Source organism: Candidatus Mesenet endosymbiont of Phosphuga atrata, assembly GCF_964020175.1.
Classification (GTDB): Bacteria; Pseudomonadota; Alphaproteobacteria; order Rickettsiales; family Anaplasmataceae; genus Mesenet.
Map to the genome: position 1 here is coordinate 983,833 of NZ_OZ026541.1, position 22,676 is coordinate 1,006,508.

Here is a 22,676-nt window from a genome sequence, read left to right on the forward strand (position 1 = left end):
AAATGATCAACGGTTATCATTTATATCATTACAAAGAGTTGTCTAGTACCAATTTAGAAGCTATACAAATGGCAAAAAAAGGTGCACTTGATGGTACAATTGTACTTGCTGATGTGCAATCCAGCGGTAGAGGACGTCATGGTAAAGATTGGATTTCTCCTAAAGGAAATTTATATGCTAGTATAATAATTAGAGATAAAACTAATGTAACTCAATTGACTCATTTTACATTTATTACAGCAGTGGCGGTAGGCAATACTCTTCTTGCTCTATCAGCCAATTTAGATTTAAAGTATAAATGGCCTAACGATATATTGGTCAATAACAAAAAAATAGCAGGGATATTACTGGAAACTGAAGCAAATGCGAGTTGGCTAGTTATAGGGATAGGAATTAATATACTATCTTCCCCTGAATATGCAGTATCTTTAAGTCAAGTTTGTAATTTGAATATATCCAACTTAACTTTGCTCAAGGAGCTCATTAATAATTTTGACAGAATAAGGCAAAGGTGGCTATCAGAAGGATTTTTATCGATAAGAAAGATGTGGCTTGAAAGAGCCTATATGGTGGACAGCTCAATTAATATTAAAATAGGTAGCAATTTATATAGTGGTATATTTTCTGATATAGATCAAGAAGGAAGAATAGTGATAAGTACTCATGATAACAATTTAATTTCTCTTGAATCAGGTGAAGTTTTTTATTAAAATTATTTAACTTAAAAGGTTAACTTGTATGCATGATTGGTATGTAATTGCAGCTTATTTAATAAGTTTTATTTTAATTAGTGGAGAAGTCTTTTTTGTCTCATTCAAATACATGAAAAACAAAAAAACGTTAGAGCATCTAAGAAGAAATAATGAAAAAAAAACATAAAAGGCTCCTATTAATCACAATAATATTCTTTATATTAAATTTCGCGTTTTTCTTCATTTTAAGTAAACTCAAAGAAAATATTTCTTTTTTTTATACCGTAAGTGAAGCTATATCTTTACCTACAGATGATAAAGTAATTCGTATTGGAGGCATGGTAGTAGAAGGTAGTATTGATAAAGATAAAAATAACAGGTTTTTTTTTAAAATGACAGATTTTAACAATGAAATAAAAATTGAGTATAACGGTATACCACCAGCAATGTTTACTGAAAGCAATGGTGTTATAGTAAAGGGAAGAATAATTCACAATAATGTTTTTATTGCCGATGAGCTCTTTGCTAAACACGATGAAAAGTACATGCCTAAGAAATATAAATTTAGTTAATGTAAAATCAATACATTTATGATCTAATCATAATTGCAATTTTTAGCTTTATTATTGATATTTACATAATCTTGAAATATAATAATTAAAATTAGAGGTACATACTATGGATAAAGAAGTTGAAAAATTTACCCAGCAATACTTAGCTTCTTGCAAAGAGCATATTGAAAGGCTAGCAAATAATCCTGAGCTACTACAAAAAACTTTAGAGCCATTTATGAAGATTCAAGAGCAATATCTTTCAGGTAATAATTTGCCTCTTGAGTCAGATGAAGAAGATAGTGATGAAGGGTATAGTAGTGACATTGATGAATTAAAGAGTAAAGTTAAAAAATTAAATATAGAAGCTGCTAGATTAGGATATAGGATAGCTTTGATGAAACCAAAATCAAATGAGGAAAATAAGTAGCATTGGTAAAATATAAATTACTAAATGTTTTTTTAGCTAATTTGTATTTAAAAATGCTTCACAAAATATATCATGCAAATTAATCCCAATTTCTTTTTTTAGGTTGCTTGCAAATTCCTTAAATTTTAAAACAAACTCTTTGCATTTTTCTATCTTATTGATATCTTAATTTAAAAGCGGGGCGTAGCGCAGCCTGGGTAGCGCACTTGGTTTGGGACCAAGGGGTCGGGAGTTCAAATCTCTCCGCCCCGACGTTTTATTACACACACAACAGGAGCGTGATCAGAAGCATTATTGTGACCACGTAACTTATCATTGATATAGCATTTTTCTAATCTATCTGTAGCCTCTGGTGATAATAAAATGTGATCTATTCTCATCCCTCTATTTTTTTGCCACGAACCACCCTGATAATTCCACCAACTAAACTGTCTACTATCGGGATTTGCTATTCTAAATGCATCATTATACCCAAGATTACATAGAGCATAGAATTTCTCTCGCTCTTTTATACTAAAACAAACTTGATCATCCAGAGAATATAAGTCACGCACGTCAATTGCATGCGGAGCAACATTGTAATCACCACCTATAATTGTGATTTCCTCTTTTTTGAAAAGATCATGCAGATGCTGATACAAAGCATCAAAAAAGTGCAACTTATACTTGAATGCTTCAGAATCGATGCTTTGACCATTGGGTACGTAAACACTTGCAACTCTTAGGTTAAAGTTATTATATTCAATCAAGCACTCTAAATAACGAGCTTCTTCATTATCAATAATACTTGTTTTTAAGCTACCCTCAGCTACGTTATGTTTTGATAATATCGCAACACCATTTCTTGCTTTCTGCCCATGCACTATGCATTTATATCCTAGCTCTTCAATTTGCTCATAGGGAAATTGTTCATTTGTGCATTTGATCTCTTGCAGCAGCACGATATCGATTTCATCACTAACAATAAAATCACAGAGCTGATCAACTCTCTTACGTATCGAATTAACGTTCCAAGTGGCAATTTTTAGCATTTTAGCATAGACTCTACCATACTTTCTATGCCTAGATATATTTGATATACATCACTATCTTGCATATATGCAGGGCAAGAAAATATTTTATGTTTATTGTCAGCAGCTGACTGATTAGCTGAGCACTTGATATGCTTACCACCAAGCTTTTCTATGAGGCCATCGCTATTATCACCTATCGTTACTTCTATATCATGAGCATATCCTTTCAAAGCAGCAACAAGTACTGCTGGCGATATGCAAATTGCTCCTATAGGCTTTTTCGCTTTAAAAAACTCTAAAATTAAGTTTTGCAATTCTGGTAAAACACTGACGTTTTCCTGACTCACAGCAAAATCAGATAGATTTTTTGCCGCTCCATACCCCCCTGGAATAACAAGCATATCAAAGTCTTGCACTTTTGCTTTTTTGAGATCTTCTATATCACCTCTCGCAATTCTTGCAGCCTCCAATAAGACATTTCTTTTCTCGCCTGCTATCGCATCTTTTGTTATATGGTTTATAACTTCCTTTTGCTCTATATCAGGCGCAAAGAATTTCACTTTTACCTTATGTTTTTCAAGAGCAAGCAAGGCAAGAACTGCTTCTCTAATTTCCGTACCATCCATATGGCCGCAACCAGAGAGCACCATAGCTGCACTTTTTCCACTCATAACACTTCTCAATCTTTAATCATATGTAATTTTTATATTATGAATTTATTTTATCAATCTAAAATAATGTACACTGTCTATTGGTCTTTAGTAGTTCTAATGACAAATTCTCTAACTCATTACTTACGTCATAGCCTTGTTTGTCAAGGCCAAGCTCTTTTAGGTCTTCTGGGTTGTTGTAGTCAGCAGTACGATTACTGTAATTACGCTCATTATTTAATTTCACAGTTATTGGCAAATTTACTGCAAAATTAGATAACTCATTTAAAAGACGATGAGACCCATCATTTTCACCAAAACATTTTTCGCTACCTCCGCAATTTTTTAATGTATAATCAAATATAACTTCTGATGGAGATGGACACCCAATATTCTCTTGCTTTACGGACTGACTGTATATTTCTATTATATATTCAAGCATTATTTTGTTAAAAAATTCATTATTTTCATTAGACTTGGCAAAAAAGTTATTGAAATTATTAATATAGCCTTTTTCAAATCGGTAATTATAATTAAACCCCCTTTTGATCTTAATATCTCCTATTTCTCCAGTAATCTCAGTATCCATATCAAAATAAATACCACCTGTAATGTTGATCAGCGGTAACCTCATAAAATCACTTGTAGTCCAAAATCTGAATGATTTCATTTCTTCTCCCTCCTTATTACAAGCAGCTGATGAAAATCTCCATTTCAGTAAAGGATAAATCCGTTCATCTTGCTTATCAAGCTCCATCTTCATCTTTTTCTCATACACATCAATTTTAAAGAGGTTTTGAGTACTAGTATCTCTTTTTAACTCAACTCTTGTTTTAATATCATCAATGCTAATACTTTCCAAACTATCAATATTTTTCCTATTATCCTGTGGCAAGTGCTTCTCACTATAAACCAAAATTATATCTCTTGATTTATTTGTTTCTGCAGCTCTTTGTAAATTGCCAAAATATTTCGGTGGAGCATCACTACCAAACCAGATGAAGTATATTGGGAGGTTGTCTGAAACGACATTATTTGTATGCATATGTTTAATTAATAATATTAATTATATAATTAAAATGTTAATAAATCAAAAAAATTATTTAGTTTGAGAGAATTGATTTATCTTGCTTCTGCGTTTAATATTACTTTTTACACGGTAAGTTGTGAGTAAATTACGTGAGATAGTGCTTGATACGGAAACTACAGGTCTTGATATTGATTCTGGACATAGAATTATTGAAATGGGGTGTGTGGAGCTTATAAATAAGGTCCGTAGTGGGGTTGTTTTTCATGAGTATATAAACCCTTGCAGGGACGTTCCCTATCATTCGACAAAAATTCATGGCATTACAGACGAAATGCTCAAAGATAAACCAGTATTTGAAGAAATAGCACAAAAATTTATCGATTTTATCTCCGATAGTACACTCGTTATACACAATGCGGGATTTGACGTAAAATTCATCAATATGGAGCTTGGCAGACTAAATCATGACTCCATTTCTTCTAATCGAGTAATCGATACTTTAAGCATGGCAAGGAGAAAGTTTATGGGCTCTCCCGCTTCTTTAGATGCATTATGCAAACGTTTTAATATTTCATTGGAAAGCAGGGAAGTCCATGGAGCATTGGTGGATGCAGAACTGCTGGCAAAAGTATATGTTGAAATGACAGGAGGTCTACAAATTTCTTTCTTTCATAATGCAGAGCAAAGCAAAGAACAAACTACTGAAGAAAGTAACCATTCAATGAGTAAAAAATATCATGAGCCACGGAATTTCCCTCTCAGCCAAAAAGAAATTGATGCTCATAGAGAGCTTTTAAAAAGTATTAAAAATCCAATTTGGGTAAAAAGTAAACTTGCAAACTAAGATTGAATTTAATGGGTACACTAGTAATATCAGTAGTGTATTTGTTATACTTTTAAGTAATGGAAATAATAATAGAGAATAGGAAAGCTAGGTTTAACTTTTTTATCTTAGAGGAACTGGAAGCGGGAATAATTTTAATGGGCAGTGAGGTAAAATCACTCAGAGAGAAGCAAGTTAATTTATCTGATGCGTATGTTAGTGAAAAAAATTCAGAGATGTGGCTAAATAATATGCATATTTCAGAATATAAACCTGCAAACCGTCTTAACCATAGTCCCAAAAGAGCGCGCAAATTACTTTTGCATAAAAAGCAAATTAATAAACTAATTGGCAAAGTAAAAGAGAGCGGTATTACAATTATACCACTATCTCTATATTTTAATGACAAAGGAATAGCTAAAATGAAAATTGCTGTTGCTAAAGGTAAAAAACTTTATGATAAAAGAGAGACAATTAAGAAAAGAGATTTAGAAAGAGAAGAACGTAGAAATAATGCAATTTTTTAAAGAGATTCAGTCAGTTGTTCTTTGCATACTTGATGGTTGGGGAAATGGCAAGGATAGTAGATACAATGCTATCAGCAGAACAAATAAACCCTGCTGGGATTTTATTACTAAAAACTACCCAATGAGCAGTTTATCTACTAGTGGACTGGATGTTGGCCTTCCTCGTGGGCAGATGGGCAATTCAGAGGTTGGACACATGAATATCGGCAGTGGCCGAGTAGTGATGCAAAGCCTGCAGCGCATTAATGAAGGAATTGATAAAGAAAATAAAATTTTGTTGGGTTTTATAGATGATCTAAGCAAAAAAAACGGCACTTGCCACATTGTAGGCCTTGTATCTGATGGTGGAGTGCATTCCCATCAAAAACATATCTCTAAGCTTGCAAAAATTGCATCCAATGCAGGTATAAAAGTTGCTATTCATGCTTTTTTTGACGGCCGTGATACTTTGCCCAAGTCTGCTATAGAGCATATCACAACACTACAGAATGATATAAAGGGCCTTAGCAATGTTGAAATAGTTACAGCTTGTGGACGTTATTATGGCATGGATCGTGATAGCAATTTTGAGCGTATAGCTAAGGCTTATAACGCAATAGCATTTGCTCAAGGGATGCGTTGTGATAATGCCATCTCACTAATAAATGAGAGCTACAAAAACGGTGTTACTGACGAATTTATTGAGCCAGCAGTAATAGGTCATAACTATAGTGGTATAAACGAAGAAGATGGCATCTTAATTGCTAATTTTCGTGCCGATAGAGTCATTCAACTTGCAAACGCTTTACTTGGCAAAATAGAAACATGTAGGCTCGTAAAATTTTCTTCAATACTTGGGATGACAGAGTATAATGTAGGCATTCCGTGCCTATTTCCTCCTGCTGATTTTAACAATACACTTGGTGAAATTATGTCTAATCATGGATTTAAGCAGTTACGTATTGCTGAAACTGAAAAATATGCCCATGTGACATTCTTTTTTAATTGTGGTAGAAAAGACCTCTTTTCAGGAGAGGAGAGAGTGCTTATTCCATCGCCAAAAGTTGCAACCTATGACTTAAAACCAGAAATGTCTGCTTTTGAACTAACTGAGTCATTGGTAAAACATATCAATTCACAGGAATTTAAGTTAATAATAGCTAATTATGCTAACGCTGATATGGTTGGCCATACAGGTAATATAAATGCAGCTATACAAGGGATTGAAGCTGTTGATAAATGTTTAGCAAAAGTACTAGATGCTACTCAAAAAATAGGTAATACAGTGCTTGTAATCACAGCAGATCATGGCAATGCTGAAGATATGTTTGATGAGGACAGTTCTATGCCAAACACTGCTCACACGCTAAATCCTGTACCATTCATAATCTGCACAAATCCAAAAAAAGAAATAAAACTAAGGAATGGACGTTTATGTGATATTGCTCCAACAGTGCTAAGATTATTGAATATAGATAAGCCTATAGAAATGACAGGAGGTTCATTAATATCATAGTCTTAAGCTATGTAAACACTTGACTTTTTAATGACTTAATTTTACTTAACTAAAATAGTTAATTTAAAGTTATGGGGGTCATAAGGTTTGCAAGGGTCCTTAATAAATTTACAACAATCAGAGCGCATACGTGAGGGGGAAAAGATACTTAAACAAGGGTTGCAGCGTGACTCATATTACAGAGCAGAAGGTATAGGACTTATAGCAAATTTATGGCAAAAAAGTGCACTCAGAGTTGCTGTTTTATCTGTATTTATAATCCTTGGTGGTATAGTAGGGGGAGTTGTTTCAGGTTTAATAGTAAAAAATCTTTCAGAAAATTCATGGTGGATAATTTTGGGTACTGCATTAGGTTTTACACTAGGAATATTAGGAACAAGTGCACCATTTTATTGTAAAGAGATGTGTGCAGTCTTTAAAAAAGAAAATCGAGAAGTTATTTTATAGTTTTTTCAATTCAAAAAAATTCTTTATAAATTCTTTATAAATCCGTGTAATTTTGTATATATCATCTATAGCAACGTTTTCATCTATCTTGTGGGCAGTTTTATTCAGCAAACCAAATTCTACTACTGAACACATATCTTTAATAAATGCAGCGTCAGAAGTACCACCAGAAGTGCTGAATTTTGCATTAATTCCAGTTATTTTTTTAATAGAGTTAATCATTATATCAGTATACTGATTAGGAGTTACCACAAATACCTCTCTCCCCTTTTCCATTGATAATTCATACTTTTTTGTCACTTCAGAGCAGATACTATCTATCAGTGTAAATAAGGTATCTGGAGTATAATGATCATTATATCTTACGTTAAATCGTGCAGTTATAAGATCAGGTATTATGTTAGTAGTATCATTACCAACATCAATGGTTATAATTTCACAGTTTGAAGGATCAAAATATTCGCTACCACGGTCAGGCACAGAATCTTTTATTCTTTGCAGCATAAGCATCATTCTGCTGACTGGATTATCGGCAAATTGTGAGTAGGCAACATGCCCTTGTGTTCCATAGCATTTTAGATTAAAGTTTGCTGAGCCACGACTACCTATTTTTATAGTATCACCAAGAACTTCTTTGCTTGTTGGTTCTCCAACTATGCAATAATCTATTTCTTGCTGATTTTGCCTCATCCACTTCAAAACAGATTTGGTGCCATAATCACTAAAATCCCCCTCTTCATCACCTGTGATTATTAAGCTAATTGAACCATCAATTTCGTATCTTTCGTTTAGTAATTCTAAAACAGCTACAATAAATGCACAAATTGTAGTTTTCATGTCCACTGCACCCCTGCCATAGAGAATATCATTGCGTATTTCTGGCTTAAAAGGATCTGACGTCCATTGTTTGATATCCCCTGGCGGTACAACGTCAGTATGCCCAGCAAAGCATAAATTTGGAGACTTATTACCAAATCTTGCATAAAGGTTTTTCACTGTAACGCTGCCATTACTAAAATCCAAACAATAACAATTAAAATTGTATTTTTCTAAGATTTCTTTTAAGAAATTTATAGCACCAGCATCCTGTGGTGTAATACTTGGCAAAGAAATCAACTTTTTAGTAAGCTCAACTACATCAATTATCATAAATTAAAACACTAAAATATCTTTTTGATCTTTTAAAACCTATTTATAATACTAAAAGTTAATTTTAAAAAGCGATCAATAACATTATTTGTTCCGCAGGTAGTAAAAATATCAAGATTGACATAAAAAGATGATAAACTCAAATTCAATATATTAAAATAGCAATGATTTTAAATATAAATCCTTTACTTATCTTGCAACTTGTTTTGGCAATTTTCTATTTTAATCTTTTCTAAGGGTACATCTCCACAAGTATTATACTTTGCTGACAGAGTAGAAAAAAATGATAGAATAGCATAATTATCTACCTGTAGCACAGATTGGTATTGATCTAATGTCTTATAGAGACATTGGCCCTCTTCCTTATCTCCACTACTTTCAAAATCTTTCCATGCTTTTGTTGCTTTAATAAAGATATCTTTAGCAGATAAATAATCAAAACCTCCAGGACATTTTTCTCTAACTTCCCCTGTTGTATTTTTATAACGTATCCCAATAGTATAAACTGGGTTTTTTATCTCATTTTTATCACATATTTTGTTATCCCATATTGCACCTGCCCATCCTTTCTCTTGAGCTTCAAGATATCTTCCAGCAAAATGCATTCCCCCAAGACCAGTCCATTGTTTATAACCATCTGGTTCACCGCAAAAGGTATGAACAAAACCCCGATTTTGAAACCATAATTCAACAAATTCTTCTTTAAACTTTTCTGGAGTTGCATTAGGTGTCTTAATTTCTTTGTTTAATTGTGTATAGATATCATCTATATCATCTTTATGATCAGGATCATCTAAAAATTTTCGTAAATCTTGTTTTGTTGGTGTGCTACCCCAGTCTCCACAAATTCTTAATATCCCTCTATCAAATTTGTTCAAAATTGGTTTGGGTGCAAGATAATCAGGATCTGAATCTTCATCTTTGAAAAATTTATCAAATTTATGTCGAACAATTGGAGACTTATAATCATATCTACTATACATAGTATATGATACTAGAGCAATCATTAAAGGAACTATTCCCTGAGTTATAATTTTCATTGCGCCCCCATTGTTCAAAAAGAAGATTTACATAAAGTAAATTAGTTTTCTAGTAAGCTAAACTACATCAGTTATTATAAATTAAAATAATAAAAATTAATGTTTTTTTCCTAAAGCTACTTATAATACTAAAAATTAATTTTAAAAAAATGAGAAAATTAAGTTTAGTAGGTTTTTTACTGCTAGCAGTAGTATTCAATAATTCCTGTGCCAAATCAATATTCAGTGATCACAGTAGAATTACATCTAATGCAGATATTGCAACATTCAAAAAAAATGATCTGGTTTGGTCACAATGCATTTAGGCATGTATTTTGTGGTGAACCAAACAGAAGTAAACTTGGAGGAATGCACTTTGTAGGTAGATATCTTGAAGCTCAAGAGAAAGAGTGGGCTGGGGTTACAGAGAGTAAAGAGAGTAAATCATGCCCTAAAGAAGAAGTGAAACATCCAATATACACTTTCGGAGTTGATTTTTTGAATCCAGAAAAAAAAGTAAAAACTAAGTGTCAAAGTGGATATGATTATAATTGGCACGCCAAGGATATCTTGATTTTAGCAACCAAAGCATTAAAAGATTTTCAAAGTGAAGAGCAAGTTATACGATTTACCAGATGGAAATAAGGCAGTTTTTGTCAAAAAAAGCAACAAAGCTATAACTACCTTTTACCCGGATCTGACTCCTCACTGTGATAGAGGTAAGGTCAGCTGTAGTTGCAGATGAGGTTTTAAAATTAATGTTCTTTTTTAGAAAAGAGATTTAGAAGCTAATAATATTTTATTTAAATTATGTCTTTTTCTTATTAAGAAGATTCTTTACAACTTTTGAAGGGCGAAATGAGACAACGTTGTGTTCTTCAATTGATACTTCTTTTGAGGTTTTAGGATTATGGACAATTCTTGCTTTTTTCTTACTTACTTTAAATGTACCAAAAGAGCTTATTTTTAATACTCCCTCTTTTGCAATAATTAATCCTATCTCATTTATTATATCTTCTACTATTTCTAGTGAATCTTTTTTAGATAATCCTACTTGATTGCTAATTATCTCTGCTATTTTAGCTTTAGTTAAAGTATTACTCATTTTTAACCAGAATATAAAATTCCTATCTTATAAGTCATTTTTTGAGAAATAGCATTGAAAAATCAACATCCCAATGTTGTTAAGCTTTTAAAATTTTCATTATCCAGGTCACCTGCAATACACTCGCATACTTTTTCTTTTGGTAGTCTGATGTTTGTGTTTAGTTTCTCCTTTTGTTCTTTCTTTTTTTCAAAGCTTGCATCTAATTCTTCCTTCTGTTTTTTCTTTCTGTCAAAGCTATCATCTAATCTCTTTTTCGCTCCTCTTTTTATTTCAAAGCTTTCATCTAACGTTTTTCTTACTTTTTTCCTTTCTTCAAGGCTTGTATCTAATCTTTTCCTTGCTCCTTCCTTTCGCTTAAAGACTTCATCTAGTGCATCTTTTTCTCCTTCTAGAATTTTAATCTTTTTCTCTAATTCGCCAAGCTTACCCTCTTTCTCTTTAATTTTCTCACTCAGCTTACTAAGCTCATTCTCCGCTACTTGAATTCCCTTATTCAGCTTACCAAAATTACTATTTTCTTCCTCAATATCCTCTTTCAGTTTATTAAGTTCATTCTCCTTTTCTTTAATCTCCTGTTCTTCTTTTTCAATCTTCTCTTCCAATCCACTAAGCTGACCCTTCATTTCTTCAATACCCTTCTTCAATTTAGTCAAGCTTATCCTTTTTTCTTCAACCTCTTCCTTTACTTTTTTAAGCTCTCTCTTCGTCATATCCAAAGCATCTTCCAACATCCCTCTATGTTCACTAATAATTCTACTCTCTTTCCATGACACTCTCGGCTCATCATTTTTCTTTGGAGTACTCGCATACAATTTTCCACTCACTTGAGACAGCTCAAAATGCAGCGAATCCTCATATTCTACCAAATCCTCCCCTTCCAATTTTATACTTTCTTCACTTTCTTGAATTGATTTTATTTTATCTTCTACTCTATCTTGCTTGATTTTCGATTCGCTGATTATTTGTTTTTCTTTAAAAACAACCAAACCCAGTAACAATATCCATATCACTATGGAACAAATAAAGAATGCAATTGCTTTTATCCTATCTCCTCCTGATCTACTAAACTCTTTTGAAAGGGCAAAACCATTAGCAATTGTAAGAAGTGACGTAGTTATTATACCTAAAGCCAGTAATGTATTAAAAACATATTTACGTCTCTTATCAATGCATGAAACTTCTTCTTTTTGAGAAATTGTCATTTTAAAACCCCCCTACATACTATATTAAGTCTAATTTATAAAAAAATTAATACAATAAATAAAATTTATTGCAGCAGAAGACGTTTATCGGTATTTTAGAAATGTCTTCTTACTTAAGAAATGCTCGTGTCTTCCATTGTCAATGACGTGCTCAATTTAATAAAACAAAATTCAGTAAAGTTTATTAATTTTCGTTTTACTGATATGTTTGGCAGTTGGTATCATAAAACTTATACAGCAGATTTAAGTAAAATTGAGCTTATATTGGCAAATGAAATACCAATTGAGAGTCCTTTTATCATTAACAGAAATGCATATGAAAATGTAATTTTATTACCAGATTTAACTACTGCCTTTCTTGATCCATTTTGTGCACAAGCAACACTTGTAATTCTGTGTGATGCTATGGATAAAGATGGCAAAGAGTGCAAATATGATTCTAGATCAATAGCAAAAAGAGCACATAAATATATGCTTAGTACTAGCATTGCAGATCAAGCACGCTTTAGCTCTGAAATGCAATTTCATATTTTTGATGATGTAAAATATCATACTAGCAGGTGTTCTTCGTATTTAAAATTAGATTTAATAGGAGAGAATAGCTCAAATAAAAAGCAATATGATGAAATACATGAGTTAAAGGATATAATGACTCCTCCAAACGATCAGCTGCATGACATAAGGTCAGAAATTTTAGAAATGATGTCTGAAGTAGGGATAAAGCCTCTGTCACACTATTTGCAAGGCATTTCTAAATGTGGAGTTGAATTTGAGTGTGAAGAATTTTTACGTAGTGCTGATAATATACAAAAATTTAAATATGTAGTGCGCAATGTTGCAAATTCATATGGCAAAACTACAACTTTTATGCCTTTTCCAATAAAAGGATGTGAAAGAAATAGCATGCGTTGCAGTCAATCTTTGTGGAAGAACAATGAGAATTTGTTTTTTAATCAAAATGGTAAGACATCAGAAACATGTTTGTATTATATTGGTGGTATCATAAAGCACGGACAAGCAATTAATGCTTTTGCACATCCCACAACGAATAGCTACGCTGATCGTTTATACTCGGGATATTCCTTTGCTGATTTTACTCAGGCAACAATTAAAATACCGCATAACGGTAAAGTTTGCGATGCTATTGCCAATCCATATCTTTGCTTTTCTGCGCAGCTTATGGCTGGTCTTGATGGCATAAAAAATAAAATTCATCCTAATGAAGCTTTGGATGAGAAATCAGAATTTGAAAGTAAGAGTTTAAGCACTGTTACTGAGTCTCTACAAGATGCCTTGGATGCACTAAATCATGATAAAGAATTTTTACTTCAGGGTAATGTTTTTACTGAAGAACAAATTAATGAATATATAATAACAAAAAAAAGCGAAATTAAAGATAAAGAGTTAGCTATCCATCCAGTTGAATTTGCAAATTATTACAATTTGTAACTTTATAAAAAATGTTAATTAAGATTGGTACAAGAGGTAGTGAACTTGCAATTATCCAAGCTATGGAAGCGAAAGAGTCGTTACTTAGTCATTTTCCTAACCTTAACATAGAAATTGTGACAATCAAAACTTCAGGTGATAAATATACTAATATAGTTTTATCTAGCATCGGTGGAAAAGGGCTATTCACTCTAGAAATTGAAAATGCATTACTCTCTCAAAACATAGACATTGCGGTACATTCTCTTAAAGATGTACCTGCATTTTTTGCCCAAGATTTAATAATACCCTGTGTTTTAAAAAGATGTAGTCCTTATGATGCTTTTATTTCATATAAATATCAAAGTATATTATCTCTTCCATACGGTGCTACTATTGCCACTTCTGCAATAAGAAGAAAGGTGCAATTACAAAAATTAAGACCTGATTTGAATATAATGCCAATACGTGGCAACGTAACAACACGGCTAAAAAAATTAGAACAATTTGATGGCATGATACTTGCTGAAGCTGGACTGATCAGACTGCAAAAACATAATGTTACAAAAGAGGTGTTACCTGCAAAAAAAATGTTACCTAGCGTAGGCCAAGGAGCTATATGTCTGCAATGTTCTGCGGGTAATACTAAAATTATAGAAATGCTAGAGACAATAAATCATAAGGCAACTTTTACGAAAATTCAGGCAGAGCGTAGTTTCATGAGAACAATTAATGGTTCTTGCTTTACTCCACTTGCTGCTTTAGCTGAGTATCAGGGTGAAAATCAACTGTATCTAAGATGCATGTTAGCTGACGAGCAAGGTAAAAATGTATACTTTACTGAACGTCTTTCGCATATAGAAGATGCTGAAAAGATGGGAATAGATGCTGGTTTGGAGCTAAAGGCAAAAATTTATTAGCTAAATTATGGCAAATATGTTACTACAGAGCTGATCTTTTATAAAAGTAGTTATGACAGTAAAACGTAAAAAGATATCTTTAATTGGCGCTGGCAATATTGGTGGAACTTTAGCACATATGATTGCTCTTGCAGAACTTGGGGATGTTATTCTTTTAGATGTTAATGAAGGTATACCACAAGGTAAAGCGCTTGATCTTGCACAATCTTCAGCTATCGATAAGTTTGATATAAGTATTATTGGCAGCAATAATTATGAGGATATAAAAGATTCAGATGCGATCATTATCACTGCAGGTATAGCGCGTAAGCCAGGAATGAGCCGTGACGATTTGCTTAGTATTAACACCAGTGTCATGAAAGAAGTTGGAGGAAACATCAAAAAATATTCTCCCGATGCATTTATTATAGTTATAACCAACCCTCTTGATGCTATGGTTTGGGTAATGAAGCAAGCTACCAATGTACCATCCAATATGATAGTAGGGATGGCTGGAGTTTTAGATTCAGCTCGCCTTTCTTATTTTCTTGCACAGGAGATGGGAGTTTCAGTCAAAGATATTTCTGCTTTTGTTTTAGGTGGACACGGTGATACCATGTTACCTTTAACTCATTACTCTACAGTCTGTGGAATTCCTTTGACTGACCTTATTGATATGAAGATGATTACAAAAGAAAAAATTAATGAAATATTTAAGCGTACCCGTAATGGAGGGAAAGAAATTGTAGAGTTACTTAAATCTGGATCTGCTTACTATGCACCTGCTTCATCTGCCGTTTGTATGCTTAAATCTTACCTCAAAGATCAAAAACGCATTCTTCCATGCGCTGCTTATTTAAATGGTGAATATGGTGTTTATAATCTATTTATTGGCGTACCTGCAATTATAGGCAAGAATGGTATTGAAAAAGTTATAGAAGTAAAGCTCTCTGACGAAGAGAAAATGCAATTCACTAAATCAGTGGAAGCAGTAGAAGAATTAGTAGCACAAACGAAAAATGTTTTTAACGTTTAAAATAGCACCTGAACTTTTTTGCACTATTTTACTTAAATATATAAAAATAGTGGCGAATAAGTTGATCTTTTAATAATATTATGTTATTATTTAATAATTTAATTAATATGTAGAGATAAGATGTCAAATAATGAAGAATTAATCAATAAGTTGGCTGGTTATAATAATATACAGAGTTCTATTAAAAAGTTAACTAATGATAGAGTAAAGCAGGAAGTATTAACAGTTTTGAATGGTCTTTCAGATGAACAATTACAAAGGATTAATCAGTATTCTAGTGTATTTGATTTTTTCATATTAAAAGATATTGAAACTGAAAATAGCATAAACATCAATTTTCACATTGAATTTCATATATTAAACAAAAGTGATAATGAATTAGATAAAATAACAAAGCGGAAAGAGCTATTTGATATTTTAAAACCTTGTTACGGATTTTTATTCCAAGAATTATGGAGTTTAAATGATGATCAGTTTGCACGTGTAATAGAAGAACCAAGCTTTATAAAAGCATTAGCAAGCATTGGAGCAATAGACCAAGATGTGTTGAGATCAATAGGTAATGGTTCCTATTTGAACTTTTTCCAACGGAATGTTCAAAAACTAAATCAAAGCTTCGATAGATGTATTGAAAATAAAGATTTGGTTTTAATATATTCTTTACTACTTAAAACAGCATATTTACCGCATTCAAATTATGAGTTTGGCAATATTACTAAGTTTATGCACTGTACCCACAGAGAAGATATGATAAAAGCATTATATGATTTGCATCAGTATATACAGGAACTACTTCCTTCTAATCACGAAACTTATAGCAAACAAGTTTTTAATCTAATGGTTTCCAATTCTAAGGCAATTGAGCAAGTGCTTTACAATGATAGTGATGATAGTATCACTAAAACATTAGTGGATAGTGATTTTCAAAAAATAAAAACACTTATATGTACCAGAGTACAGCAATTAAAACAAGTTATTAGGAGAGACATTCCAGGGTTTAAATATAACAATGAACTTATTATAGAAGGTACTGGATCTGGTAATAGTCCTGCAAAATTAGAGACTATTAGTAGTATGGAATTTATGGGAAGTAAAAATAAAGAACATCTTATTAAAGACTATAAAATAAAATCTATAGCAAGAGAAGAGTGCACAAAACTTAGTGAATCACATGCAAAAGATGTTGAAAAAAATCAGCAAAGGGAAATAAAGTTAAGTCAAGTTACTCAAGCCATACCTGATAAAGAAAGGGATGTTAATTTAAAATAATTGTTGATCTTAAATAGAGCATTAAGCTAATGGGATGCTATATTGAGCTAAACAATTTGTGGTATACCTTTTGAAGTTGAGTAATGAAAGTTTAAGGGTGAGTCTGGAAAAACAACTTTATATATATCATGGCAGGCCATGGCAGCTTCTGAAAAACCACTTAATATGAGCTTTAATTTACCGGGATAAGTTGATATATCACCAATTGCATATACTCTATTACGACTAGTTTTACAAGTTGCTGGGTCAACAACTATATGTTTGTGCTTTATTTCTATTTCCCAATTTAGTATAGGACCAGGCTCCATTGATAACCCGAAAAATAGTAGCAAAGCATCTGCAGTTAGCAGTTTTTCTTCTTCAGAACCAATACATTTTACTAAAATTTTGCTCAACTTACCATTTTCTCCAAATAGTTTATTTAATTGATACGGTGTAACTAGATCTATTACGCCTTGCTCTGCAAGCGATTTTATCTTTTTTGCCGTCTCTGATACACAACGAAATTCTTTTCTTCTATGCACAACATAAACTTTTTTTGCTACTTTAGACAGCTCAACCGTCCAATCAGCAGCTGAATCACCCCCACCTGCAATTACAACTTGTTTGCCTGCAAAATCAGATACTTTATTTACATTATAAAAAACTGATTTATTTTCATAATCTAAGATATTTTCTAGTGGTGGGCGATTTGGCTGAAAATATCCGCCACCAGCAGCAATTATAACGGCTTTGCAGGTTATTTTCTGTTTCGAATGTTCAGCTTCAATCACTATAGTCATAGAGTTAGTTTCGTTATCATCTAAGATTTCTACTACTTTCTCTCCCAGATGATAAATAGGCTGAAATGGTGATGCTTGCGCAGTTAAGTTGTCAATTAAACCTTGTGCTGTAATCACTGAATATCCTGGAATATCATATATAGGTTTTTCTGGATATAACGCACTGCATTGTCCACCTATGTTAGGTAAAATATCAACTACATGACATCTCATGCCTAACATTCCTGCTTGGAAAATTGCAAATATCCCAACAGGACCAGCTCCAATTATTACTATATCAGTTTCATACTTCATTTATATTTAGTAAATATATTTATTTTAATTAGCTTACTACGTAGAGTCAACGTTCAGCAACAATAGTTTGAATAGATTGATACTCATTAACAGTAAATTTTAAGGGTATTACGCCTGCTGCACTTACTTTTATGTTTGAAAGCGTGAAGGTTAATTCTACTGAATTAAATGTAGTATTAATTACTGCTTCTTTATTTACTTCCTGTGCCTTAAAAGTCACAATAGCACTACTAGAATAAGCTAAAGGATCAAAAGATAATTTCATCGACTGAACAGTTATAACTCGTTTGGTATCTAGCCTATATTTTAGTATTGGGCTTATCATGCTAGTAGAACTCATGTTCTTTTTAAAGTTTAGGTAAACTTTACGTGCAGAGTTATTTTCAATAAAATTCACTTGATATTCCAGGTTATCATAGTCATAAGATTCATATGTTTCTACATATTTTTCGACTAGATACTTAGATAAAGAAACTTGCTCATTTTCTTTATTGCTTAAGCTTAATTTTTTTAAAACAGTAAACTCATCGCTATTGCGATCAGTATATTTAACAAAAATAAAATCTTTCTTTAATGGAAACAGTAAATACAGATTTAATAACACTATGCACAGACATAAAGAAGTGAAGGTTGTAATCAATATTAGCCATGCTCTTTCTGTTATGCAGAATAAATATTTACAACAATACCACTCAATTGCATCGTTGAAATACTTATCTTTCTTTAACAAATCCTTTAGCAAGTCTAATCCAAAAAATTATGTATATTTTAAAATATAAAATTTAAATTTGATTAACACAAATATTCTAATTATAAAAGCCAAAAAATTTTAAATTCTTAGCGCTTAAATTCTAGTTAATATGTCTACACTTTTTTTAAATTGTAAGTAAAAACTTAAAGAATGGGTATAGAAAAATCCACAAAATGAAATAAGATCCTACTGCTTACGATATAAAAGTTATATAGTCTTAGACGAATTTTTAGAAAGCAAAATTATTTTTGCTGCACCATAAATTCGTTTTAACATTATGTTGTAATTTTTGTCTAATTGAAACTCTTCGTTTTTGCCAATTTCAAGCATTATTAATGCCTCATCTGTAAGCCAACCTGAATTTACTAATCCTGCTAAAGTTGATTCAACAAAACTACTATTGTATGGTGGAGTAATAAAAGCAAAATCACATCTTTCCACTGCTTTAGGCAACCTATCAGCGCTACAACAAATCAAAGTAACATTATCTGTTACCTTTAAATTCTCTGCAGTTCTTTTTACCAATTGAAGATTGTTATAGTTTAAGTCCACCATGAAGGAATGCTTTGCACCTAAAGATAAGGCTTCAAATGATAAAGAACCACTTCCACAAAAAAGGTCAAGTACATTGGAATCAATTAATAATTTTCTATAGGCAAGGATAGCAAATATTGCTTTTCTTACTTGTGCCATAGTCGGTCTTGCGCTTAGAGATTTATCAGTTTCAATTTTCCTGCTGCTATACTTACCTGATATAATACGCAACACTTTTTAAAACAAAGGTTAATAATAGTAGAAGTATATTGTGATGTATAAAAATATCAATTTATTTATTAAGACTTGAAATTCTTTAATTTCATTAATATAATAATTGCTTCTAGGTGGCTTAAAAGGAAAAATTTATTATGTTAATGTCAGGATCTTCGATTTATGTTGATGGTGATATTACGCAATATATAGGAAGGGTACAAGCATTTCCTATGCTATCTCAAGAAGATGAAGTAAAGTTAGCAAAAAACTGGTATGAAAGTCATGATATAAAAGCTGCCCATAAGCTTATCACTAGCCATCTTCGTTTTGTAGTAAAAATTGCCATGACATTTAAAAATTATGGTCTTTCACTCATGGAAATGATAATGGAAGGCAATATTGGGCTCATTCATGCTGTAAAAAAATTCAACCCTAATCTTGGTTTTCGCTTTTCAACTTATGCAATATGGTGGGTTAAAGCATCAATAAAAGAATATATTCTCAAATCATGGTCATTTGTGAAAATTGGCACAACCCAAGCACAAAGGAAACTATTTTTTAGTTTGCGTAAAACGAAAAAAAAGATCTTAGGTTGCACAGGAAATGGTATATTAGGCAAGGAAGAAGTTAAGTTAATTGCCGAAGAATGTTCTGTATCAGAGCAGGATGTTATTGAAATGAATGATAGATTAATGTGTAGAGATAAATCACTAAATTCCCTTATAGGTGATAGTAGCGATAGAGAGCTACAGGATATAATTCCTTCTCATCAACCAAATCAAGAAGTAATATATACAGAAAAAGAGGAGCAACAACTAAGAAGCGATATTCTAAACGCTGCTTTTTCTACTCTTGACGAAAGAGCAAGGGATATTTTAACTAGCAGACATCTTAATGGTAAGAATGAAACACTTGAAATATTAAGTAAAAGATACAGTGTTTCAAAAGAAAGAATAAGGCAGATAGAAGAGCAAGCAATTGCCAAAATAAAGAAATTTGTAAGGTCAAAACAAGAAAGTTTTTAAAAAAAAGTATAATGAGTAGCATAAGCAAAAATAAGTAATAGATAAAAACCATTTTTATTGCACATAAGTAATTTTTACATAAATTATTCTTCAGCGTAGGTTTATAATCTCAGCTAGTGAGTAGGCAATTTATTTTACAACTTTTAAGATAAAAATATAAAAAAATTCTAGTCAAGCGATTAATAAATCGTATATTTAAAATGCTGTAGCCAGTAAACAAATCGTATCCCCCTACTTTATACTGACTACAGCAACTATAATTGCATGCTTATACTAATCCCACTTAAGAAAAAAAGCTAAAAATGCTGTACAGCCAATAAAAAAAGATTAAGATTTCATTTTATTAAGTTTCTAATTTAGTTATGTTTGATGGCCAGGATCCTTGGGAGAATGATAAAAAGTATAAAAAAGTCAATTTTTCTCACAATAATAACCAAGATCCTCTTGAAAAGGTGATTCTCATAATTAAAAATGCATACTATTCCTTCTTTAAAGGCAATGCCTCTGGTATTTATCCACTTATTGCGCTTATTGTTTTAGTAGTTTACGTTATTACTGGTTTTTATGTTGTTGGACCGGGAGAAGAAAGTATAGAGTTAATTTTCGGTAAGTATAGTGGTACTGGGAATTCTGGGTTGCGTTATAACTTTCCTTATCCTATAGGTAAAGTTATGAAAGTTAATGTAAAAGAAGTAAAGCGTGAAGAAATTGGCTCAAGTAGTTATGGATACAATAAAGATATGGATCGTGGCGAAGGAGTGATGTTGACTGGAGATGAGAATATAGTCAATGTTAACTTTGAAGTGCAGTGGCAAGTAAGAGATGCTTACGAATATTTATTTAATATACGAGATTATAGAGCAGGAGCAACAGTTAAAAGCGCAGCAGAAAGTGCTATGCGTGAGGTGATAGGCAGAAATATGATCTCTTTTGCCTTAGAAGGAAAAGGAAGAGCAATAATTGCTAAGGATACTAAAATTTTATTACAAGAAATACTTGATCAGTATAAAATGGGAGTTGAAGTATTATCTGTACAGCTTAAGAAAATAGACCCCCCTGAAAAAGTTATTAGTGCCTTTAGGGATGTTCAGAGTGCGCGTGCAGATAAAGAGCGTACTATAAATGAAGCATATGCTTATAGTAATGATATCATGCCTAAAGCTAAGGGCGAAGCGATGAAGATTAAGTTGGATGCTGAAGCTTATGAAAATGAAGTAGTCAATAATGCAAAAGGTAGTATTAGTAGGTTTATTGCTTTATATAATGAGTATAAAGATCAACCAGCAGGAGTAAGAAATAGAATTTATATTGAAACTATGGAGAGTATATTAAATAACACTGATAAAGTAGTCGTTAGCGATGATTTAAAAGGTTTATTTTCATACTTGCCGCTTGCAAACATTCAAAATACTAATAAGTAATGTATATGAGTAAAGATATTATCAAAATAGTTAGTGTTATTTTTTGCCTTCTTCTCTTTTTCGCTATATCAAATTCTGTTTTTATAGTTAGTGAAGAAAAGCAGGCCATAGTGTTGCAGTTTGGAAAGGTAGCAAGGAAAATAAATTCGAGTGGTTTATATTTTAAATTGCCATTAATACAGAATGTTGTCTCTTTTGATAAAAGAATAATAGATATTAGCTCTGATTATAGTTCGAGAGAAATTATTACCTTTGATCAAAAACGTTTTATTGCCGACGCTTATGCAAAGTATAGAATAATTGATCCTGTGTTATTTTATCAAACTGTAAAAACTGAGTTGGGATTGGCAATACGTTTGGGCTCTATTATTGAAGCAAACATTAGAGAAAAAGTAGGTACTATATCACTTGTAAATTTACTAAATTCAGAAAGGTCAGAAGTAATTAATCTGATTAAAGAAGGTGTTAGCAATGAATCTAAAAAATTTGGTATAGATGTAATAGATGTCAGAATAAAAAGATTAGATCTTCCAGAAGAAAATAGCGCTGCAATATTCCGTAGAATGCAAACCGAAAGAGAAAAAGAAGCAAAAGAAATTAGAGCAGAAGGAGAGGAGAACGCTCAAAAAATTAGATCAGAATCTGAAAAGCAAAAGAGAATCATTATTGCAAATGCAATTAGAGAAGCACAAGAAGTAAGAGGACATGGTGATGCACTGGCAGCAAAAATATATAATGATGCGATTGCAATTGATCAAGAATTTTTCAGTTTTTATCGCTCTATGCAAGCCTATAAAAAGGCATTTTCTAGCTCTAATACAAAAATAATATTGTCACCAAATAATGATTTTTTACATCTTTTTAATAAGGAACAAAGGTAATCTT

General features: G+C 32.0%; 25 protein-coding genes and 1 tRNA gene. 16 read left to right on the forward strand and 10 right to left on the reverse strand.

The genetic code is table 11. From position 1 onward, the window contains the following. The first annotated feature begins 2 nt into the window (after window positions 1–2). The 4 genes from AACL09_RS04725 to AACL09_RS04740 all read left to right on the forward strand — a co-directional run bounded on the left by AACL09_RS04725 (window position 3) and on the right by AACL09_RS04740 (window position 1,925). The gene (locus AACL09_RS04725) at window positions 3–710 is read left to right on the forward strand and encodes a biotin--[acetyl-CoA-carboxylase] ligase (protein WP_339047375.1); all 708 of its coding nucleotides are present in this window, start codon (window positions 3–5) and stop codon (window positions 708–710) included. A gap of 152 nt (window positions 711–862) precedes the next feature. Then, on the forward strand, window positions 863–1,264 hold the full coding sequence (ccmE, locus tag AACL09_RS04730; RefSeq protein ID WP_339047377.1) for a cytochrome c maturation protein CcmE: 402 nt from the start codon (window positions 863–865) through the stop codon (window positions 1,262–1,264). 106 nt (window positions 1,265–1,370) lie between these two features. Beyond that, the gene (locus AACL09_RS04735; RefSeq protein ID WP_339047378.1) at window positions 1,371–1,673 is read left to right on the forward strand and encodes a hypothetical protein; all 303 of its coding nucleotides are present in this window, start codon (window positions 1,371–1,373) and stop codon (window positions 1,671–1,673) included. Window positions 1,674–1,850: 177 nt separating this feature from the next. Beyond that, a tRNA-Pro gene (locus AACL09_RS04740) sits at window positions 1,851–1,925 on the forward strand. Here the strand turns inward: AACL09_RS04740 and xth are convergent. Genes xth through AACL09_RS04755 form a run of 3 tightly spaced genes read right to left on the reverse strand, consistent with a single transcriptional unit; the run spans window position 1,907 to window position 4,381 of the window. Beyond that, the gene (xth, locus tag AACL09_RS04745; protein ID WP_339047380.1) at window positions 1,907–2,704 is read right to left on the reverse strand and encodes an exodeoxyribonuclease III; all 798 of its coding nucleotides are present in this window, start codon (window positions 2,702–2,704) and stop codon (window positions 1,907–1,909) included. The two genes, AACL09_RS04740 and xth, sit on opposite strands and share 19 nt — an antisense overlap. After that, on the reverse strand, window positions 2,698–3,357 hold the full coding sequence (gene elbB / locus AACL09_RS04750; protein WP_339047382.1) for an isoprenoid biosynthesis glyoxalase ElbB: 660 nt from the start codon (window positions 3,355–3,357) through the stop codon (window positions 2,698–2,700). Before elbB ends, xth begins: the two co-directional genes overlap by 7 nt. A gap of 58 nt (window positions 3,358–3,415) precedes the next feature. Continuing rightward, on the reverse strand, window positions 3,416–4,381 hold the full coding sequence (locus AACL09_RS04755; RefSeq protein WP_339047384.1) for a glycosyltransferase: 966 nt from the start codon (window positions 4,379–4,381) through the stop codon (window positions 3,416–3,418). Between the two features lie 121 nt (window positions 4,382–4,502). Between AACL09_RS04755 and dnaQ the strand changes: the two genes are divergently transcribed. The 4 genes from dnaQ to AACL09_RS04775 all read left to right on the forward strand — a co-directional run bounded on the left by dnaQ (window position 4,503) and on the right by AACL09_RS04775 (window position 7,658). Beyond that, entirely contained in the window at window positions 4,503–5,210 is a 708-nt protein-coding gene (dnaQ, locus tag AACL09_RS04760) for a DNA polymerase III subunit epsilon (protein WP_339047386.1), read from the forward strand. Window positions 5,211–5,269: 59 nt separating this feature from the next. After that, window positions 5,270–5,716, forward strand: a complete 447-nt coding sequence (gene smpB, locus AACL09_RS04765; protein ID WP_339047388.1) for an SsrA-binding protein SmpB — start codon at window positions 5,270–5,272, stop codon at window positions 5,714–5,716. Continuing rightward, on the forward strand, window positions 5,703–7,211 hold the full coding sequence (gpmI, locus tag AACL09_RS04770) for a 2,3-bisphosphoglycerate-independent phosphoglycerate mutase (protein WP_339047389.1): 1,509 nt from the start codon (window positions 5,703–5,705) through the stop codon (window positions 7,209–7,211). Before smpB ends, gpmI begins: the two co-directional genes overlap by 14 nt. 87 nt (window positions 7,212–7,298) lie before the next feature. Next, window positions 7,299–7,658, forward strand: coding sequence for a hypothetical protein (locus tag AACL09_RS04775; protein ID WP_339047391.1), 360 nt, complete (start codon window positions 7,299–7,301; stop codon window positions 7,656–7,658). On the opposite strand, the gene dapE is transcribed toward AACL09_RS04775, so the two are convergent. Continuing rightward, the gene (gene dapE, locus AACL09_RS04780; RefSeq protein ID WP_339047393.1) at window positions 7,653–8,807 is read right to left on the reverse strand and encodes a succinyl-diaminopimelate desuccinylase; all 1,155 of its coding nucleotides are present in this window, start codon (window positions 8,805–8,807) and stop codon (window positions 7,653–7,655) included. The two genes, AACL09_RS04775 and dapE, sit on opposite strands and share 6 nt — an antisense overlap. Before the next feature lie 185 nt (window positions 8,808–8,992). Further along, window positions 8,993–9,847 (reverse strand): EndoU domain-containing protein, encoded by an 855-nt coding sequence (locus AACL09_RS04785; RefSeq protein WP_339047395.1) that lies wholly within the window; start codon window positions 9,845–9,847, stop codon window positions 8,993–8,995. Between the two features lie 276 nt (window positions 9,848–10,123). On the opposite strand from AACL09_RS04785, the gene AACL09_RS04790 reads away from it, so the two are divergent. After that, window positions 10,124–10,471, forward strand: coding sequence for an EndoU domain-containing protein (locus tag AACL09_RS04790; protein WP_339047397.1), 348 nt, complete (start codon window positions 10,124–10,126; stop codon window positions 10,469–10,471). Window positions 10,472–10,634: 163 nt separating this feature from the next. On the opposite strand, the gene AACL09_RS04795 is transcribed toward AACL09_RS04790, so the two are convergent. Further along, a complete protein-coding gene (locus tag AACL09_RS04795; protein ID WP_339047399.1) occupies window positions 10,635–10,931 on the reverse strand; it encodes an HU family DNA-binding protein in 297 nt (98 codons plus the stop codon). Between the two features lie 62 nt (window positions 10,932–10,993). Then, entirely contained in the window at window positions 10,994–12,136 is a 1,143-nt protein-coding gene (locus AACL09_RS04800; RefSeq protein WP_339047401.1) for a hypothetical protein, read from the reverse strand. A gap of 147 nt (window positions 12,137–12,283) precedes the next feature. On the opposite strand from AACL09_RS04800, the gene AACL09_RS04805 reads away from it, so the two are divergent. From AACL09_RS04805 to AACL09_RS04820, 4 genes are all read left to right on the forward strand, one after another. Next, window positions 12,284–13,585: a glutamine synthetase beta-grasp domain-containing protein gene (locus AACL09_RS04805; RefSeq protein ID WP_339047403.1), complete on the forward strand. Its 1,302-nt coding sequence runs from the start codon at window positions 12,284–12,286 to the stop codon at window positions 13,583–13,585. 11 nt (window positions 13,586–13,596) lie between these two features. Continuing rightward, complete coding sequence (gene hemC / locus AACL09_RS04810) at window positions 13,597–14,484, forward strand: hydroxymethylbilane synthase (protein WP_339047405.1); 888 nt, start codon at window positions 13,597–13,599, stop codon at window positions 14,482–14,484. Window positions 14,485–14,536: 52 nt separating this feature from the next. Further along, window positions 14,537–15,499, forward strand: coding sequence for a malate dehydrogenase (gene mdh / locus AACL09_RS04815; RefSeq protein WP_339047407.1), 963 nt, complete (start codon window positions 14,537–14,539; stop codon window positions 15,497–15,499). 120 nt (window positions 15,500–15,619) lie between these two features. After that, window positions 15,620–16,768: a hypothetical protein gene (locus tag AACL09_RS04820; RefSeq protein WP_339047409.1), complete on the forward strand. Its 1,149-nt coding sequence runs from the start codon at window positions 15,620–15,622 to the stop codon at window positions 16,766–16,768. 47 nt (window positions 16,769–16,815) lie between these two features. Here AACL09_RS04820 and AACL09_RS04825 read toward each other — a convergent pair whose 3' ends face one another. From AACL09_RS04825 to AACL09_RS04835, 3 genes are all read right to left on the reverse strand, one after another. Beyond that, the gene (locus tag AACL09_RS04825; protein ID WP_339047411.1) at window positions 16,816–17,844 is read right to left on the reverse strand and encodes an NAD(P)/FAD-dependent oxidoreductase; all 1,029 of its coding nucleotides are present in this window, start codon (window positions 17,842–17,844) and stop codon (window positions 16,816–16,818) included. A gap of 46 nt (window positions 17,845–17,890) precedes the next feature. Next, window positions 17,891–18,586 (reverse strand): VirB8/TrbF family protein, encoded by a 696-nt coding sequence (locus AACL09_RS04830; protein WP_339047413.1) that lies wholly within the window; start codon window positions 18,584–18,586, stop codon window positions 17,891–17,893. 216 nt (window positions 18,587–18,802) lie between these two features. Beyond that, a complete protein-coding gene (locus AACL09_RS04835) occupies window positions 18,803–19,363 on the reverse strand; it encodes an RsmD family RNA methyltransferase (protein ID WP_339047415.1) in 561 nt (186 codons plus the stop codon). 137 nt (window positions 19,364–19,500) lie between these two features. Here AACL09_RS04835 and rpoH point away from each other — a divergent pair, with 137 nt between their 5' ends. The 3 genes from rpoH (at window position 19,501) to AACL09_RS04850 (ending at window position 22,672) form a co-directional block, all read left to right on the forward strand. After that, the gene (gene rpoH, locus AACL09_RS04840; RefSeq protein WP_339047417.1) at window positions 19,501–20,370 is read left to right on the forward strand and encodes an RNA polymerase sigma factor RpoH; all 870 of its coding nucleotides are present in this window, start codon (window positions 19,501–19,503) and stop codon (window positions 20,368–20,370) included. 362 nt (window positions 20,371–20,732) lie between these two features. Then, window positions 20,733–21,791, forward strand: a complete 1,059-nt coding sequence (gene hflK, locus AACL09_RS04845) for an FtsH protease activity modulator HflK (protein ID WP_339047419.1) — start codon at window positions 20,733–20,735, stop codon at window positions 21,789–21,791. A gap of 5 nt (window positions 21,792–21,796) precedes the next feature. Next, window positions 21,797–22,672 (forward strand): protease modulator HflC, encoded by an 876-nt coding sequence (locus AACL09_RS04850; RefSeq protein WP_339047421.1) that lies wholly within the window; start codon window positions 21,797–21,799, stop codon window positions 22,670–22,672. The last annotated feature ends 4 nt before the right edge of the window (window positions 22,673–22,676 follow it).